Source organism: Brevibacterium antiquum CNRZ 918 (assembly GCF_900169145.1).
GTDB lineage: Bacteria > Actinomycetota > Actinomycetes > Actinomycetales > Brevibacteriaceae > Brevibacterium > Brevibacterium koreense.
The window spans coordinates 1-16,770 of sequence record NZ_FXZD01000004.1; the positions used below are offsets into that span (position 1 = coordinate 1).

General features: G+C 63.1%; 16 protein-coding genes. 5 read left to right on the forward strand and 11 right to left on the reverse strand.

Annotation, left to right across the window (positions count from 1 at the left end; genetic code table 11):
• Positions 1-526 precede the first annotated feature (526 nt).
• The 7 genes from BANT918_RS06885 to sdhC form a co-directional block, all read right to left on the reverse strand.
• Positions 527-1,642, reverse strand: coding sequence for an FUSC family protein (locus BANT918_RS06885; RefSeq protein WP_101619568.1), 1,116 nt, complete (start codon positions 1,640-1,642; stop codon positions 527-529).
• A 534-nt stretch (positions 1,643-2,176) separates the two neighbouring features.
• Complete coding sequence (locus tag BANT918_RS17375) at positions 2,177-2,344, reverse strand: hypothetical protein (protein WP_167389410.1); 168 nt, start codon at positions 2,342-2,344, stop codon at positions 2,177-2,179.
• A gap of 496 nt (positions 2,345-2,840) precedes the next feature.
• On the reverse strand, positions 2,841-4,103 hold the full coding sequence (locus BANT918_RS06890) for a D-alanyl-D-alanine carboxypeptidase family protein (protein WP_101619569.1): 1,263 nt from the start codon (positions 4,101-4,103) through the stop codon (positions 2,841-2,843).
• 135 nt (positions 4,104-4,238) lie between these two features.
• A complete protein-coding gene (locus BANT918_RS06895) occupies positions 4,239-5,036 on the reverse strand; it encodes a succinate dehydrogenase iron-sulfur subunit (RefSeq protein ID WP_101619570.1) in 798 nt (265 codons plus the stop codon).
• Positions 5,036-6,796 (reverse strand): succinate dehydrogenase flavoprotein subunit, encoded by a 1,761-nt coding sequence (gene sdhA, locus BANT918_RS06900; RefSeq protein WP_101619571.1) that lies wholly within the window; start codon positions 6,794-6,796, stop codon positions 5,036-5,038. Before sdhA ends, BANT918_RS06895 begins: the two co-directional genes overlap by 1 nt.
• Positions 6,797-6,806: 10 nt before the next feature.
• Entirely contained in the window at positions 6,807-7,259 is a 453-nt protein-coding gene (locus tag BANT918_RS06905) for a succinate dehydrogenase hydrophobic membrane anchor subunit (RefSeq protein ID WP_101619572.1), read from the reverse strand.
• 1 nt (position 7,260) lies between these two features.
• Positions 7,261-7,638 carry a succinate dehydrogenase, cytochrome b556 subunit gene (sdhC, locus tag BANT918_RS06910; protein ID WP_035279682.1) on the reverse strand — a complete coding sequence of 126 codons (378 nt, stop codon included), beginning with the start codon at positions 7,636-7,638 and terminating at the stop codon, positions 7,261-7,263.
• Positions 7,639-7,953: 315 nt separating this feature from the next.
• Between sdhC and BANT918_RS06915 the strand changes: the two genes are divergently transcribed.
• The 5 genes from BANT918_RS06915 to BANT918_RS06935 all read left to right on the forward strand — a co-directional run bounded on the left by BANT918_RS06915 (position 7,954) and on the right by BANT918_RS06935 (position 13,319).
• Positions 7,954-9,069, forward strand: coding sequence for a mannose-1-phosphate guanylyltransferase (locus BANT918_RS06915; protein WP_101619573.1), 1,116 nt, complete (start codon positions 7,954-7,956; stop codon positions 9,067-9,069).
• Between the two features lie 185 nt (positions 9,070-9,254).
• Complete coding sequence (locus tag BANT918_RS06920) at positions 9,255-10,424, forward strand: amidohydrolase (RefSeq protein WP_101619574.1); 1,170 nt, start codon at positions 9,255-9,257, stop codon at positions 10,422-10,424.
• Positions 10,425-10,499: 75 nt separating this feature from the next.
• Positions 10,500-11,645, forward strand: a complete 1,146-nt coding sequence (locus tag BANT918_RS06925; RefSeq protein WP_233430389.1) for a BMP family lipoprotein — start codon at positions 10,500-10,502, stop codon at positions 11,643-11,645.
• A 76-nt stretch (positions 11,646-11,721) separates the two neighbouring features.
• Positions 11,722-12,828, forward strand: a complete 1,107-nt coding sequence (locus BANT918_RS06930; protein WP_101619783.1) for an adenosine deaminase — start codon at positions 11,722-11,724, stop codon at positions 12,826-12,828.
• A 131-nt stretch (positions 12,829-12,959) separates the two neighbouring features.
• Positions 12,960-13,319 carry a hypothetical protein gene (locus BANT918_RS06935; protein WP_101619576.1) on the forward strand — a complete coding sequence of 120 codons (360 nt, stop codon included), beginning with the start codon at positions 12,960-12,962 and terminating at the stop codon, positions 13,317-13,319.
• Positions 13,320-13,351: 32 nt separating this feature from the next.
• Here the strand turns inward: BANT918_RS06935 and BANT918_RS06940 are convergent, their stop codons facing one another.
• The 4 genes from BANT918_RS06940 to BANT918_RS06955 form a co-directional block, all read right to left on the reverse strand.
• Positions 13,352-14,515 carry an FAD-dependent monooxygenase gene (locus BANT918_RS06940; RefSeq protein WP_101619577.1) on the reverse strand — a complete coding sequence of 388 codons (1,164 nt, stop codon included), beginning with the start codon at positions 14,513-14,515 and terminating at the stop codon, positions 13,352-13,354.
• 39 nt (positions 14,516-14,554) lie between these two features.
• Positions 14,555-15,268 carry a hypothetical protein gene (locus tag BANT918_RS06945; RefSeq protein ID WP_101619578.1) on the reverse strand — a complete coding sequence of 238 codons (714 nt, stop codon included), beginning with the start codon at positions 15,266-15,268 and terminating at the stop codon, positions 14,555-14,557.
• A gap of 160 nt (positions 15,269-15,428) precedes the next feature.
• Positions 15,429-16,115, reverse strand: a complete 687-nt coding sequence (locus tag BANT918_RS06950) for a GNAT family N-acetyltransferase (RefSeq protein ID WP_101619579.1) — start codon at positions 16,113-16,115, stop codon at positions 15,429-15,431.
• Positions 16,116-16,128: 13 nt separating this feature from the next.
• The gene (locus tag BANT918_RS06955; RefSeq protein ID WP_101619580.1) at positions 16,129-16,623 is read right to left on the reverse strand and encodes a MarR family winged helix-turn-helix transcriptional regulator; all 495 of its coding nucleotides are present in this window, start codon (positions 16,621-16,623) and stop codon (positions 16,129-16,131) included.
• Positions 16,624-16,770: the final 147 nt, after the last annotated feature.

A 16,770-nucleotide genomic window follows, 5' to 3' on the forward strand; every position in this document is an offset into this window, starting at 1 on the left:
TGGAAACGTCCTTGTCGACCATGACCCCATCGTCGTCGTGTCTATGTCCCCGGGTGAAGAGTCTGGCGGGGAAATTTATGTGAGGCACGACCCTTGGCTACGCGGGGACTATCTATGAGTCTCGTCGTTCCCGTGCGGATGGAGCCGCCCGGCGGTAAGCTGGGCATGTGCGACGGCAGCGATCTTGTCGGCGAGAGGGGCTTCGATCGCGAGTGGCACGTAGATGGCACGAGCGGCCATTGGAGTTGGAGGATCCGCAGGATTTCCGCCTCTCATCAGGGAGGACGAGGACTGGGCATCCCGAGAGAACAAGAACTGGGACTTCTGATTTGAAGACCGCGACTTCTCTCCTGGTTCGCATCTGATCCAGGCTGAGATGCGAAAGAGCGCCCCGTCTGAACTTATAGGTACTGACGGGGCGCTCTTTCGTGCTCGGAAGTCTGCGGGTCTCTCTGAGGTTCTCGCGGACGTTCGTTACGCAGTGCCGTTCAGCGGCAGGTGACTCGTGGCAATAGGCCTATTGCGCTCAGCTCGACTCGCGCGCCTCTCGTGCGGAGGCGACGTCGTCGACGATCGCGGAAATATGCTGCATGCTCGCGATCAGCGAACCGTAGAGAGCCCAAGAGTGCTCGGGCAGACCGTCATCGTCGGCCATGTTCACAGACAGCTGTTCGAGCCGCTTGAAGATCGGTTCGACTTCCGCATCGGGGTCGGCAATCGATCGACCTGCGTCCCGGACGATGGACGTCCACTGTTCGCGAAAGCGGGTGTCCCATTCGCCGTCTTCATAAGATCCCTCGCGCAGAGTCCGAGTCAGATGGCGCAGATGGGAGATGCCTTCATCCACCCGCTGCAGGATGTTCTCGTAGCTGGCATCCTTTGGCGATATCTGAGTATCCCGAGTTTCGCCCGATGGAGTTCGCTTCCGGCGCAGACGATCACGTGGATTTGCCCGTTGGCTCTCACGGGCGAACTTGACCGACTGCCACGCCGAGTTCAACTCTTGGCTCATCGATTCGGTCTGTTGGAACCAGTCATCGGCATTGGCAGTGTCCCACTCCTCGTCCAGTTCATCTGCCATGTCGACCAACATGTCGCCCATGCGCCTGTTGATACTGTCGACGTACCGTGCTGCCTGCTGATCCCGCAGGGGTGGAATCACAAGGAGGTTGACCACGATGCCGACGGCAATGCCCAAGCAGAGTTCCAAGATGCGTTCCCCAAGCAGAGGCTGTTGACTGTCGAAGCCACTGCCGAGGACGAAGATTCCTGTAGTCGCAATCGCCACGCCTTCATCGCGTATCCAGGGCAGACGCGCAGCGGCGAGCCCGACTAGCAGCGCGAGAGCAAACGTCGGGATGCTCACTCCCAGGTAGTTGCCGATGACGAAGGACAAGGCAACACCGAGAGTTGAGGCGATCGTCGACTGTGCTCCGCGAGACAGTGAGCGGTGGACGGTGGCATGTACTGTCAGCAGCGCCGCCCACGGCGCCAGGAATGGCATCGGCGAGTTCAGGACAGTATCCGACAGCCACCAAGCGGCGGTTGCCGCGATGACGGTCTTGACGATCTGAAGCAGATCGGTCACAAAATCAGGACGCTTGGCCAACAGCGGAACCTTCTGCTGAGTATCTTCCGGCATGGGTCCTCCCCTTCGAACCGAGTGCATGAAGCCCCAACCCTACAAGAAACGAAGAAGCAACCAACCTGTCGTTGTTCGTACGGGAAGTGTTGTTCGTACAGGAGCGGTAGACCTGAAAGAGATGCGGAAACGGGAGAGGTCGACACGGGTGATCGAGGAATCTCAGCGCCCAGCAGATCGAGATCGGGGACTGCGTGAGTATGGCCAACTGTGGGATCTGCTCGACCGAGTGGAGGACCAGCGGCGAACCGCCGTCGACGTCGACGAGCTGACTTCGGAGGTGGAAGGGGTTCTTCGAAACACTGGAGGCCCACTACGACACAGAGAGGGTCCCTCTCCGGCGGGCGGCACGATTCTCGAGGACCGCCTCGGCGAGGAGATCTTCGGGAACATGAAATCGCCCGACATTCCGACAGGATGGACCTGTGAAATGTCGGGCAGGAGTCTGACCTCAGCGATTCTCGCTCTGCTTAAAACCCAGCAGAGAAGAGAATCAGCCGAACGGTCTGAAGCGTCTCCAGACGGCTGTTGCGCTCAGGCAGCAGCCAGCGGCGTGATCTCACGCAGCGATGAACCGGTGAACAGCACGACGCGGCCGGTGATATCACTGATCGTGATCTTTCCGTTGCGGGTGCTGATCTTTGGATCGATCAGTCCTGCATGCTCAATGGCACGCTGGACCCATTGTGGGAACTGAGTCATCGTTCCCTCCCTTCTTGCTTACTTCGTCGAACGGCATGCATCAACGCACGTCATTCTCATTGTTTTCCTGGTGGCGACGGGGTAGTCGCCGAGGTGCAGGCAGCCACCCGAGAAAGTCGGATACGGACCTGCTGAGATGTCACCGTGGTGTGGGTTGATCCTTCACGGTGGGGGATCTGCGATTCGAAGTGAGACAGTGTCCGTGGCGAATCATTTGCAATGTCGAACCTGGATCTGAGCTGTCATCATGAGCGAAGTGTCATCGTGCTCAGTGGATCAGATGGTTCAATGAAGCCGGACGACTTCGAACGCAAGATATTAGCTTAACCGCATCCGGAATGAGAAGTCAAAACGGTGGTGTGGAAAGCCGAAACCGTGTGCAGCAGCACGACGCCAACCGTGTGCAGCAGCACGACGCCAACCGTGTGCAGGAGCACGACGCCAGGAGAAGCCGGGCTGGGGAGCGACGCAGTCTGAGTCTGTCGGGTGAGGGCGTTCAGCGGGAGGACTTGCCCCGGCGCCACCTGATCATGATGATGAGCGCGGTGAGCAGCAGCGCTGCCGCAACCGTCAGCATGCCGGCGGGGAGCAGCTTCTCATTCGAGACGCCGAAGGTCTCTGCCGAAGCCTTGGAACCGGATGCCTCTGCACCTTCGCGCGAGTCCATATCGGTGCCGACGGAGGCAGTGTCTCCGGATGCGGCACCGCCGGCATCGCTGTTGCTTTCCGAGGCCGTCGGAGCAGGACTCGGCGTGATGGTCTGACCAATCGGGATCGTCTGGAGCGACTTGGGATCCTTCTGGGCGAAGTCCCATTCGAGCAGGTCGACCGCGGCTTGGCGGGAGTTGTTGTCGATGCCCAGCAGCGTCGCGACCACACGGTGGCCGTCGCGTTCGGCAACGGCGATATAGGCACCCTTGGCATGTCGGGTGAATCCGTTCTTCAGGCCGAGCCCACCGTTGACCTCGCCGACGATCTTGGTGTGGTTCTGAATCTCATAGCCCTTGAACTTCTTCTTAGTGACCGGGTTCTTGCCACCTGGGAATTTGAAGGTTTCGGTGTCGATGATGCCCATCAGGTAGTCGTCCTCGCACACCGCCCACGCCAGCTTCATCATGTCTGAGACCGTCATGTATTGGTTCTTGTCGTCGAGACCCGAGGTGTTCGCTGCGTGAGTGTTCGTCATCCCCAGCTCCGCGGCCTTCTCGTTCATCAGCGCCACGGCCTTCTCCTGGCCACCGGCGGCCCGGCCGAGCGCGTTCGCGGCATCATTGGCGCTCGACATCAGCATCGCATGGAAGAGCAGATCGACGCTGTACTTGTTCTTCTGCATGAGACCGACCTTGGTGCCGTCGATCTCCATGTCCTCGAACTCTGCCTCGACCTTCTGCTTGGGATCGTCGAGCACGTCGACAAGAGCAAGAGCGGTCAGGAGCTTGATCGTCGAGGCAGGTGCGTGCTTCTTATCGATCTCGTGCGCGGCTTGGATTTCACCCGTGTCGAGGTCTCCCACCAGCCACGCTGTGCCCACCGGTGTCGGCGGCTTCGCTCCATCGCCGAGGTCGGCCGGAGTTTCGTAGACCTTCTCCTGCTTCTCATCCGGTTTGTGATCAGCTTGTGAGGCCCCGGGGGAGAGGACCAGCTGAGCGCCGATGAGCAGAAGCGCGAGGCCGGCGCTGACGATGAAACGCATTCCCGTGCCGAACGAACGCGGGGCAGCTGTCGGCAGTGACACAGAGGAAGGGCGGGTAGAACGCATGCGCACCAGTCTACGACTGCCGGGAAATCGATATCTTCAGGATCGACTGTGCGAAGACGCACTGCCCAGCCGGGAACGCGAAAGGCGGCCGTACACGTAAAGTGCACGACCGCCTCGGCGATTCAGATGATCAGATCAGAATGCGCGCTGCAGGACTGCCTGCTTCACCTCGGCGATGGCCTTGGTGATTTCGATGCCACGAGGGCAGGCCTCGGTGCAGTTGAAGGTGGTGCGGCAACGCCACACGCCTTCCTTGTCGTTGAGGATCTCCAGGCGCATGTCTCCGCCTTCGTCGCGCGAATCGAAGATGAAACGGTGCGCGTTGACGATGGCTGCTGGGCCGAAGTACTGGCCATCGGTCCAGAACACAGGGCACGACGAGGTGCACGCGGCGCAGAGGATGCACTTGGTGGTGTCGTCGAAGGCCTCACGTTCCTCGGCCGACTGCAGACGCTCACGCGTCGGCTCGTGGCCGGAGGTGATGAGGAAGGGCATGACCTCACGGTAGGACTGGAAGAAGGGCTCCATGTCGACGATGAGGTCCTTCTCCAGAGGCAGACCCTTGATCGCTTCGATGGTGATCGTCTTGGACGTGTCAAGATCCTTGAGCAGGGTCTTGCAGGCCAGACGGTTGCGGCCGTTGATGCGCATGGCATCGGAGCCGCACACGCCGTGGGCACATGAGCGGCGGAAGGACAGCGAACCGTCGGTCTCCCACTTGATCTTGTGCAAGGCGTCCAGGACACGGTCGGTGCCGTACATGGTGACCTTGTACTCCTCCCAATGCGCCTCTTCGTCCTGTTCGGGATCGAAGCGTGCGATCTGGAAGGTGCAGTCGAACGACGGGATCGAACCGCTGTCACCGGCCACGTGGTCGGGCAGGTCGATCTTCGAGGCCGGCTCCGGGGTTTCGGTTGAGGTATCGGTGCTCATCAGTACTTACGCTCCATCGGCTGGTAACGGGTGACGATGACGGGCTTCGTCTCCAGACGCATGCCCTTGATGCCGTCGGTCTCGGAATCAGGATCGAGGTACGTCATCGTGTGATGCATGAATCCTTCGTCGTCACGATCCGGGAAGTCCTCCCGGAAGTGCCCACCGCGTGATTCCTTACGGTGGATGGCGGCGACGGAGATGACCTCGGCGAGTTCGAGCAGGAAGTTCAGCTCGACAGCCTCAAGGAGGTCCAGGTTGAAGCGCTTGCCACGGTCCTGGATGCCGACGTTGCTGTAACGTTCACGCAGTTTCGCGATCTCGTCGAGTGCTTCGCGCAGGGTCTCATCGGTGCGGAAGACCTGGACATTGGCGTCCATGAGCTCCTGCAGATCCTTGCGAATGGCACCAATGCGTTCGGTGCCGTCCGAGGTCCGCATCTTCTCGAGCAGTGCGACGGTGTCGTTCTCGGCAGCCTCTGGCAGCTCGACGAAGTCAGCGGTCTTCGAATACTCCGCGGCGGCGATGCCGGCGCGCTTGCCGAAGACGTTGATGTCAAGCAGCGAGTTCGTGCCCAGGCGGTTCGAGCCGTGCACGGACACGCAGGCGACCTCACCGGCGGCGAAGAGGCCGGGGATGACGTTGTCGTTGTCAGCCAGCACCTCGGCGCCGATGTTGGTCGGAATGCCGCCCATGGCGTAGTGCGCGGTCGGGAAGACCGGCACGGGCTCCGTGTAGGGCTCCACACCGAGGTAGGTGCGGGCGAACTCGGTGATGTCAGGCAGCTTCGCATCGATGTGCGCGGGCTCGAGGTGAGTGAGGTCGAGCAGGACATAGTCCTTGTTCGGGCCACAGCCGCGACCTTCGCGCACCTCGTTGGCCATGGAACGAGCCACAATGTCACGAGGAGCAAGGTCCTTGATCGTCGGGGCGTAGCGCTCCATGAAGCGCTCACCCTCGGAGTTGCGCAGGATCGCACCTTCACCGCGGGCGGCCTCGGAGAGCAGGATGCCCAGACCGGCCAGACCGGTCGGGTGGAACTGGAAGAACTCCATGTCCTCGAGCGGGATGCCCCGGTTGTAGGCCACGGCCATGCCGTCACCGGTCAGGGTGTGCGCGTTCGAGGTGGTCTTGAAGACCTTGCCCACGCCGCCGGTGGCAAAGACGACCGACTTGGCCTGGAACAGGTGGATCTCGCCAGTTGCCAGTTCGTAGGCGACGACACCCGCCGGACGCCGGACCCCGTCGACCTCGGTCATGGCCAGGTCGAGGACGTAGAACTCGTTGTAGAACTCGACGCCGTGCTTGACGCAGTTCTGGTAGAGAGTCTGGAGGATCATGTGACCGGTGCGGTCAGCCGCGTAGCAGGAGCGACGGACCGGGGACTTGCCGTGGTCACGGGTGTGACCACCGAAGCGACGCTGATCGATCTTGCCTTCGGGGGTCCTGTTGAAGGGCAGCCCCATCTTCTCAAGATCGAGGACGGCGTCGATGGCTTCCTTGGCCATCACCTCGGCGGCGTCCTGGTCAACCAGGTAGTCACCGCCCTTGACGGTGTCGAAGGTGTGCCATTCCCAGTTGTCCTCTTCCACGTTCGCCAGTGCGGCGCACATGCCGCCCTGGGCCGCACCGGTGTGCGAGCGGGTGGGGTAGAGCTTGGTCAGGACTGCGGTTCGGGCGCGCTGGCCCGATTCGATCGCTGCACGCATCCCGGCGCCACCGGCACCGACGATGATGACGTCGTATTGATGTACCTGCATGTTTCTCCTTCTATGCGGCCGAGCAGAACGACGCCAGCAATGCGGGGTCGGCTCCGGCCGGGCAGGGATCGAATGTGAAGATGACGAGCGTGCCGAGCACGATGACGATGACCGAGGCGAGGTAGAGGATCACCTGGAGAGCCATCCTGGTGCCGGGCTTCTCGGCATAGTCCATGATGATGGTGCGCAGGCCGTTGGTGCCGTGCAGCATTGCCAGCCACAGCATCAGCAGATCCCAGATCTGCCAGAACGGGCTGGCCCATTTGCCGGCCACGAACCCGAAGTCAATGGCCTGGACGCCTTCTCCGACCCACAGGTTCACGAAGAGGTGACCGAAGATGAGGATGACGAGGACGACGCCGGAGATGCGCATGAACAGCCACGCGAACATCTCGAACTTCGAACGTGTTGATTTGTGGCGCGAGTAGCCGGTGCGCGGAGCCGGGATCGATGTTGTGCTCATGTCATCCTCCGAACGTGTGCATCAGCTGGCGGGGGATGAAGGCGATCATGATGATGAGCCATACGACGATGACTCCCCAGAACAGCTTCTTCTGATTTTTCGGTCCACTCTTGGAGAAGTCGACGAGAATGACGCGAAGGCCGTTGAACGCATGGAATGCGATTGCGGCAACGAGTGCGATCTCGCCGATGGCCATGAACGGGGTCTTGTAAGTTCCGATCACGGCATTGTAGGCCTCGGGTGAGACGCGAACGAGTGCAGTATCGAGCACGTGGACCAACAGAAAGAAGAAGATTCCGACGCCTGTGACGCGATGCGCGACCCAGGACCACATTCCTTCATTTCCTCGGTACAGAGTGCCCGTAGACGCTTTGGCCACGGAGCATCCTCCATCTTGGATTAATCGACTGTGTACATCAAGAAACTACGCCGAACGCCGCCTGGTTGCCAGTCGAGCCACATCTGAGCGCGGTGGATCACATTAAGTTTCTGGCAGTTCCCTCACCGCCGTCATTCTCGGATGCGGCGGAGTTCAATTACATCATAAGCGTATGTGGTAATTTTTCGCTCTGCCGGGCCGAACTGGTGAGTCGGGATCGTGGCCGAAGGTGGCCGGCTTTCCTCCGGTTCTCCTCACCCCGACACGGCGGACAACATCGGTCAGTCGGTGCCCGAACTTTGAGACACTGATGATGTGAACACACACTTCCACGCCATCATCCCCGCCGGCGGATCCGGAACCCGGCTCTGGCCGCTCTCACGCAAGGCAACGCCGAAGTTCCTCCACGACGTGCTGGGTACGGGCCGGAGCCTGATCCAGTCCACCTGGGATCGTGTCGCACCGCTCGTCGGACCCGGGAACGTGTGGGTCGTGACAGGCGAGAGCCACCGCGACCAGGTCGCCGAACAGCTTCCCGAGATGCCGGTGCACAAGATCCTTGCCGAACCGTCCCCGAAGGACTCTGCGGCCGCGATCGGCCTCGCGACCATGCTCATCGCCAAGGAGGACCCGGACGCGATCGTCGGTTCCTTCTCCGCGGACCATTCGATCACCAACGTCGACGAATTCCGGCTCGTCATCGATCAGGCCTGCATCGCCGCCGAGACCGGCGACATCGTCACCATCGGCATCATGCCCCGCAATCCCGCCACCGCCTACGGCTATATCGAGACCGGTGACCTGCTGGGTCTCGACGGCGCACCGACCGCGCGACGTGCCATGGCCTTTGCCGAAAAGCCGGCTGCGAGCACGGCACGTGCCTACGTCAACTCAGGTCGTTACCGCTGGAACGCCGGCATGTTCATCGCCAGGGCCTCGGCTCTCCTCGAGGTCCTCGAAACCGAGGATCCGACCTTGTATGCGGGTCTGTCGCGCATCGCCGAGGCCTGGGGAACCGATGCTCAGTCAGAGGTGCTCGCCGAGGTGTGGCCCGGCTTGGAGAAGCGCGCCATCGATTACGTCGTCGCAGAGCCCGCTGCCGCGGACGGTCGTGTCATCGTCATCCCCGGCGACTTCGGTTGGGATGACGTCGGCGACTTCGACTCGGTGGCCCGCCTGCGCCAGCCTGTGCCCGGAGAGCCCGCTGGGGTCATCTCGATCGGTCGAAACTGCGACCTCCTCGAAATCGACGCCTCAGGGGTCGTCTTCTCCGAATCCGAGCACCCGCGCACGGTGGCGATCGTCGGTCTCGATGACCTCGTCGTCGTCGACACCGAAGACGTCCTGCTCATCACCTCCCGCTCCCACGCACAGGATGTGAAGAAGGCCGTCTCGGCCGCCGGGGAACGCGGCCTCGACGACCTGCTGTAGGCAGGCGGTGAATTCGGTCTCCGCGCCGGGAGCTCATGCGATCCCCGAAACTTCAGTCCCCGGCGGAGTGTGTCGAATTTGGTCGCAGTGTGCCCACACGTGACGCTGAGTGTTTAACATTGCAGTCAATGTCTCAGATATCCGAACCGCGCCCCGACGGTGTCGCGCTCCCAAAAGGACCAGACGTGATCAGCTCGAGAATTGCAGAGATCGGTGCAGAACTCATCGATTTCCGCCGCGACATCCACGCGCACCCGGAACTGTCCTTCCAGGAGTTCGACACCACGGACAAGATCGTCCGACGCCTTGAGACAGCCGGCCTGACACCTCGGCGTCTCGACGGCACCGGTGTTGTCTGCGAGGTCGGTGACGGTCCCATCGCGCTGGGCCTGCGTGCCGACATCGACGCTCTGCCCATCGACGACCTCATCGACGCGGACTTCGCCTCGAGCGTGCCCGGCGTGGCCCACGCCTGCGGCCACGATGTGCACCTGACCGGACTCATCGGCGCCGGCATCGCTCTGCAGAGACTCCACGAATCCACTCCCGGCGGGCTCGGAGGGCGGGTGCGACTGATCTTCCAGCCCGGCGAGGAAGTCACCCCAGGCGGGGCGCTGCGCGTCATCTCCCAGGGCGTGCTCGACGACGTGCCTGAGGTCTACGCCGTCCACTGCGACCCCAACGTCGACGTCGGGCGGATCGGATCCCGCATCGGCGCCATCACCGCGGCCGGCGACACCGTCATCATCCGTCTGTCCGGTCACGGCGGACATACCTCTCGACCCCACCTGACCGAGGACCTCGTCTACGCGCTGGGCAAACTGGCCACCGATCTGCCCTCGACGCTGGGCCGACTCATCGACCCGCGCCACGCGATCTCCCTCGTGTGGGGCGAGATCAGCGCCGGTCACGCGGCAAACGTGGTGCCCAGCGAGGGGATCCTGCGCGGAACCCTGCGCTGCCTCGACGTCGACGGTTGGAACCAGGTCGCCGAGGTGCTCCCCGCGTTGGTCGAGAGGATCGCCGGCCCGTACGGGGTCGAGGTCGACCTCGACCATCGCCGAGGTGTTCCGCCGGTGGTCAACACCGAAGACCAGGTCGCGCTCATCGAATCCGCAGTCCGTGGCGAACTCGGTGAGAACTCCGTCCAGCTGACCCCGCAGTCCATGGGCGGGGAGGACTTCGCCTGGTACCTCACACACTGTCCCGGAGCACTGGTGCGCATGGGCACCCGCACACCCGGGGGAAAGACGTACGACATCCACCAGGGCGACCTGCTCATCGACGAAGACAGCGTCGGGATCGCTGCCCGCATCTTCACCGCAACCGCGCTGAAGGTTCTGCAGCGAAACTAGCCTCGAACACAACCAGCAGGGCGGGAGCGCAGCCACCGCACCGGAGACTCAGACAGAACCGATAATCTTGGAGACATGAGAGTGAAGGTCATGAGCACGGTGCTGGGCGCCGGCTTCAGCGCATTGAGCCTGGTAGCACTGAGCGCCTGCTCGGTGACGGCTCCCGAGCCCGTCGAAGACGCCACACTCGGGTGCATGATCTCGGCGCCCGCAGGATTCGACGACCACTCGGCCGGGGCGCTCACCCTGGCGGAGACGGAATTGGCGCGTTCGGCGGGACTGTTCTCCGCGACCTCGAGTCAACGAGTCTCGAACTCATCGGCCACCTCGGCGGCACTGACGAGGATGAGCGATCAGGACTGCGCACTGACCACGGTGCTCGGCCCCGGCGGAGCCGACGAACTCGCAGACCACGCCAAGAGCAATCCTGACGAGATCTACCTGGGGGTCGCAAGCGGGCACACAGACTTCCCGGACAATGTCCTCACCATCGACTTCGACCTCGTGCCTCCGGCCTTCATCGCCGGCTACATCGCAGCGACCGCGAGCGAAACCGGCGAAGTCGGGGCGCTCGTGTCGCAGGGGTTCCCGCAGGCGGAGAAGATCCTCGCCGCGTTCGACGCCGGAGTCGACCTCTACAACGACGAAGCCGACGAGGACGTCGACGAGGTGAAGTCCTTCCGCGAGTCCGCGGTCGATGGCCGAACCGTGGCAGACACCAGTGAGGACGGACAGGCATTCTTCGCATCGGCCCATGACTCCGACGTCGATGTCGTCGTGCCCTTCGGATCGGCGGCGGCGATGGGCGTGGTCACTGCCGCGACCGACGAACTGGCGTCGCTGCGCACGCACGAGTCCAAAGATGAGGGCGACGAGGAGAAGGTCCTGCCGAAGATCATCTGGTACGGAGCGTCCGGGGCATTTCGCAACACGATCATTGCCACGATCGAGCCGAACATCCGCCGAGGCCTGCGCAGCATGTTTGCCGAATGGCCGCAGAGCAAGAACCCCGATGAGGTCGCCAAGGCGTCGAAGGATGATCCCGTCGACAGGGGCGGGTTCCTCGTCACCGACCGTCACTACAAGGGCACGATCGACAACGGCGGGGTGGGAATCGCTGCCGAAGACGGGTTCCTCAGCCGCGTCTCCGATGCGGGCCGCAGCATCACCGATCTGCGCGAGCGGATCAAGAGCGGTGAGGTCGATCCGAAGAATTCCTGAATCGTCGGAATGCGACATCGCTGGTGCGAACCGATTCATTCATCGTTCTTCCACGCTGATCCGATAAGCTGTGCAGGTGTTGAATAATCCCGCCGGAGTCGCAGCAGACGACCCGATCCTGCAGTTGCCCAAAGTCTCCCTCCACGATCACCTCGACGGTGGCCTGCGCCCCGCCACGCTGATCGAACTGGCCGCCTCGATCGGCCACGAACTGCCTGCCACCGAACCGGATGCGCTGGCCCAGTGGTACCACGACTCCGCGAGCTCCGGTGATCTGGTCCGCTACCTCGAGACGTTCTCGCACACGGTTGCCGTGATGCAGAGCCGTGAGGGCCTGATGCGGGTGGCCAAGGAATGGGTCCTCGACCAGGTGGCCGATGGCGTGTTCTACGCCGAGGCCCGCTGGGCTCCGGAGCAGCACCTGGAAGGCGGACTCGAACTCGACGAGGTCGTCGAAGCTGTCCAGGAGGGACTCGAAGCCGGAGTGATCGAAGCATCCTCAGACGGCAAGTTCATCCGCGTCGGCCAGATCATCACCGCCATGCGCCAAGCAGACAACTCGCTGGCCATCGCGGAACTGGCGATCAGGCACCGTGAGAAGGGGTCCGAATCCGGAGTCGTCGGCTTCGACATCGCCGGTCCGGAGAACGGATTTCCGCCGTCTGCGCACCTCTCCGCGTTCAATGCACTCCACCAGGCCTACGTGCCCGTCACGATTCACGCTGGCGAGGCGGCCGGTAAGAACTCGATCCACGAGGCCCTCACCATCTGCCATGCCCAGCGCATCGGTCACGGCGCTCGCATCGTCGAGGACATGGACATCGTCGACGGTGAGGGCCAGCTGGGCAGTCTGGCCGCCTGGGTTCTCGATCAGCAGATCCCTCTCGAACTCTGTCCCAGCTCGAATCTGCAGACCGACATCGGCGGCACCATCGCCTCCCACCCCATCACCGGGCTCAAGGACTTGGGCTTCGCCGTCACCATCAACCCGGACAATCGGCTGATGTCAGCGACCTCGGTCACGCGTGAGATGCGTCTGCTCGTCGATGAGGCCGGCTGGACTCAGACCGACCTCGAATGGGCGACCGTCAACGCCGTCACCGCAGCGTTCCTGCCCCTGGACGTGCGTGAGCGCATGCTTGATGAGATTCTCATTCCAGGGTTCACTCGGGTCGACATTTGAGTTCACGGGACAAACACTCGAGGCCACCCGGCGGCTCTGCGCCCTCGGGTGGTTCGGCGATTCCAGGTGGGTCGTCGACGTCAGGTGGGTCTGCGAAACCTGCCGGTCACAGTGTTCCCACCCCACGGGCGATGCTGCTGGTCGTCGTGGTTCTCGGGGTTCAGGTGCTGGCCCTCCTCGGGACCGCTCTGTCGTTCGTCCTCACTGCGTTCAGCGCCGGGCCTCTCGCAGGTTCCCTGCTGGGCCTGGCCGTCATGTTCCTCATCTTCGCCGCCGGCGTAGCCGCTGCTGCACGGGGATCGTGGAAGCTGCATCGCTGGGCCCGGCCCGCAGCGATCGCCTTCGAACTGCTCGTCATCGTCTTCGCCTTCAGCGTCATCGGCGGATCCCTGTGGCTCGGCCTGGCCTGCCTGGTCACGGCGATTGCTGTGCTCCTGGGATATTTCCTGCCTCCGGTCGTCGACGCGTACAACCGGGCACTCGAGGGCTGAGGCCCTTAGCACTCGAGCCGGAGGCCTGCGGGTCAGACCTCCGGTGGATCCCATCTCTGCACACTGGCTGCCTGCGCGGCCGTGAGCCGCGGTGGCACTGCGGCGAAGATCGCATCACGAAGTCCCGCCAGCAGTGGAGACCGCATCTGAAAGACTGCACCGAGCAGACGTGACTTCGCGGCGATCGACTGACTGCGTTTCCTCCGCAGCCGGTCGTAGCGGCGCAGCGCTGCGTCGAGAGCTGCCGCGGAGCCGGTCGAGCTCGCGATCACCGGCGCCAGCAGCGCGGTCAGAGTGGCGGCGTCCTCGAGGGCCTGGCCGCCGCCCTGGCCCAGGTTCGGGGTCATCGCATGAGCGGCATCGCCGAGGAGGACGATGCGTCCCCGATGATAGGTCGACAGGGGAGTGGCGAGGTCCGAAATCGCGGTGCGCCGGATACGCTCGGTCGGTGTCGCCGCGATGAGTTCAGCGATCGGTGCGTGCCAACCGGAGAACAGATCCCGCACGGTCGCGTACTCATCGGCAAAGCTCGCGTGCTGGGGCATGTTGGCAACCGCGAACCAGTACACGCGTTTGTCCATGAGCGGGGCGATGCCGAAGCGCAGGCCCCTGCCCACGCTCTCACCAGCGGCTGAGTGCAGGTCGACCGGTCGTTCGGTGATCCCGCGCCAACATGAATAGCCCGAATAGCGAGGTCCGATTCCCGGCTCGACGGTTTCCCTCACCTGGCTGTTGAGACCATCGGCTCCGATGACGAGATCGAAACCTTCCAGTAGGTCCGCTTCTGCCCCAGACTCGATCGTCACCGTTCCATCGATGCTCACCGAGGTGACCAGGGCGTTGGTGCGCACCGTTCCCTCATCGAGGGCATCGAGCAGAACTCGGTGAAGGTCGGCTCGGTCGACGATCCGCAGCTGCCCGACACTGTCGCTGGGAATCTGCGCGATCCAGCGTCCGTCGGGTCGTCGTTGGCCCGCGGCGAAGGACTCGATCTGCTTGTCCGTGATCACTGCGAACTGAGGACCGAGCCCCAGCGATTCGAGGGCTCTGAGCCCATTGGCGAAGACGGACAGACCCGAACCGCCGGCGCGCACCTCGGCGGACCGTTCGAACACGGTGACCCGTGCCCCGGCTCGCTGCAGGCCTGCAGCGGCTGACAGTCCGCCGATGCCGGCTCCAACGATCGCAATCCTCATCGGGTGTCGGCCTCTCGTGCGAGATTCGAGGTGCGTGGCTTACTGCTGCAGGTACTCACCGCAGGCCTCGGTGAGGAAGTCTCCAGCGACGCCGCCCTCCTGGTTGAGACTGATTGCCGTCTTCTGGATGCCCCACCAGACCTGGGGAGAGGCACCCCACTGCTGACGGAAGTCCTCACGCTTATCGGGATCATCGGCCAGGTCCTGGGCGGCCAGCGAGATCCGGTCCTGAGCGTCATCGGCCGTGCACCGAGCCTCATCATCGGGGCCCTTCGGGTCGAGCTCCGCAATCTCATCAGAGTTCTCCGTCGTCAGGGTGTATGCGGACCCGCCGATCTCCTCAACGGTGAAGGTTCCCTGGATGAGCAGGAAGGGTGACTTCTCGGTGTCGACGTTCTTCGCCTCGACGGTGACACTGACACTGTCCGGGGTGTCGGCGGTGACGGTGGCTTCGCCCGTATCGGGAACGTCGGGGTTGCCGGTGTGGACGTAGACCTTGAGGTAGGCCTCGGACTTGTTCGCGGCCGCCTCGGCGAGGCCCTGCCACAGGGGATCGGCGTCCTTCGCGCCTCCGGGGGAGGAATCGACGATGGAGACCTCCGGAGCGTCGTCAGGGGTCTCAATCGGAGTGACCTCCTCCTCGCTGACGGAGGGGCGCGGTTCGGGGCGGGTCTCCTCCGAGGTGGCAACGCAGGCTGTCATCGTGGCCAGCACTGCGGCGGTGGTCAGGAGGGCAAGAGAGCGAATTCGCATGGTTCCTCGAGATGTGGTCGTCGTGGCGGTGCCGGGCCCGGGGCCCAGTCTCGCCTTCCAGCCTAATCCGAGAGGCCGCGGTCGACCCGGTGGACGCGCTGAGCCGGGCACGATTGCCCGGTTCGCATCGGGCTCTTGTGCGCTGTCTGCTGCGACCTGGCTACTGTGCGCGGGCCGGCATGAGATCGCTCAGGCTGACCTTCTGCGCCCCGGAGCCGTCGAAGTTGTCCTCATCGAGCCACTGCACGAAGGCGGCGCGGAGGCTGGGCCATTCGGTGTCGATGATGGAAAACCATGCGGTGTCGCGGTTGAGGCCCTTGATGACGAGGTGCTGTCGGAACAGACCTTCGAAGGTGAAGCCGAAGCGTGTCGCTGCCTGCTTCGACGGGACGTTGTCATCATCGCACTTCCATTCGAACCGCCTATAGCCGCTGGCAAAGGCAAGGTCGGCGAAGAGGAAGAGCGCCTCGGTGGCTCCACGAGTGCGTGACAGAGCCGGTCCCCACAGAATGTTGCCGATCTCGATGACGCCGTTGTTCGCATCGATGCGCATCAGCGCCTGTCTTCCCTCGGCCCGCCCGGTGCTGCGGTCGACCACGGCGAAGAACAGCGGGTCCGCTGTTTCAGACGCTGTGGCCATCCATTCGTCGAAGTCTGCACGCGCGGTCTGAGGTGTCTGCGGCAGGTACCGGAAACGGTCGTCAGCGCCGCCCGCTGAGGCGGCTGCGAAGAGCGAGTCCGAATGCCGCCTCGGCTCGAGGGGCTCGAGGTCGACATAGCGACCGTGGATCTTCTCCCGCCGAGGTGGTTGGACCCCGGCCCAATCGGTGAGGTTCGCATCGGTCACAGCGTCTCCTTCGTCATCCTTCGTCGGCGTCGAATCCGGTCGAGAGCTGCCGCAGCAGTGAGGCGAGTTTACGCCGACCAGCCGGAGTCAGGTCGCCGAGGATCTCGCGCTCCTTGACCAGCAGATCGGCCAGAGCAGAATCGACCGTGGCACGGCCGCCAGCAGTCAGACGCACGAGCACACCCCGACGATCGCCGGGGTCGGGACGTCGTTCGACCCAGCCGGCAGTGACCAGGCGGTCGATGCGGTTGGTCATCGTGCCGCTGGTGACCAGCGTCTCCTGCAGCAGAGTCGAGGGAGATAGCTGGTAGGGCTCACCCGAGCGGCGCAGAGCCGAGAGCACGTCGAAGGCCCAGCCCTCGATGCCGTAGTCGCTGAAGCTTGATTTCCGTGCCAAATCCAGTTGGCGGGCCAGGCGGGAGACGCGAGAGAGTATCTCCATCGGAGATACGTCGAGGTCCGGGCGCTCATGGCGCCACGCCGCGACTATCCGATCTACCTCGTCCATAATCTGATTTTACGTCCAGATCAAGATTCTCTGGGCCAAAGATACTTTTTCACGAGATATTTCTTACTCATTGGCGGATTTGGCCTGCACGTTTGGATGGACGGGGTCACTTGGGAATAAAGTGGTCATGGTTGTTGCATCCGTCAA

Coding starts and splice junctions, on each gene's coding strand:
- BANT918_RS06885 (WP_101619568.1), bottom strand. CDS start 1,642: ATGCCGGAAGATACTCAGCAGAAGGTTCCGCTGTTGGCCAAGCGTCCT.
- BANT918_RS06905 (WP_101619572.1), bottom strand. CDS start 7,259: ATGAGCACAACATCGATCCCGGCTCCGCGCACCGGCTACTCGCGCCAC.
- BANT918_RS06895 (WP_101619570.1), bottom strand. CDS start 5,036: ATGAGCACCGATACCTCAACCGAAACCCCGGAGCCGGCCTCGAAGATC.
- BANT918_RS17375 (WP_167389410.1), bottom strand. CDS start 2,344: ATGACTCAGTTCCCACAATGGGTCCAGCGTGCCATTGAGCATGCAGGA.
- BANT918_RS06925 (WP_233430389.1), top strand. CDS start 10,500: ATGAGAGTGAAGGTCATGAGCACGGTGCTGGGCGCCGGCTTCAGCGCA.
- BANT918_RS06955 (WP_101619580.1), bottom strand. CDS start 16,623: ATGGACGAGGTAGATCGGATAGTCGCGGCGTGGCGCCATGAGCGCCCG.
- BANT918_RS06935 (WP_101619576.1), top strand. CDS start 12,960: ATGCTGCTGGTCGTCGTGGTTCTCGGGGTTCAGGTGCTGGCCCTCCTC.
- BANT918_RS06940 (WP_101619577.1), bottom strand. CDS start 14,515: ATGAGGATTGCGATCGTTGGAGCCGGCATCGGCGGACTGTCAGCCGCT.
- BANT918_RS06890 (WP_101619569.1), bottom strand. CDS start 4,103: ATGCGTTCTACCCGCCCTTCCTCTGTGTCACTGCCGACAGCTGCCCCG.
- BANT918_RS06945 (WP_101619578.1), bottom strand. CDS start 15,268: ATGCGAATTCGCTCTCTTGCCCTCCTGACCACCGCCGCAGTGCTGGCC.
- sdhA (WP_101619571.1), bottom strand. CDS start 6,796: ATGCAGGTACATCAATACGACGTCATCATCGTCGGTGCCGGTGGCGCC.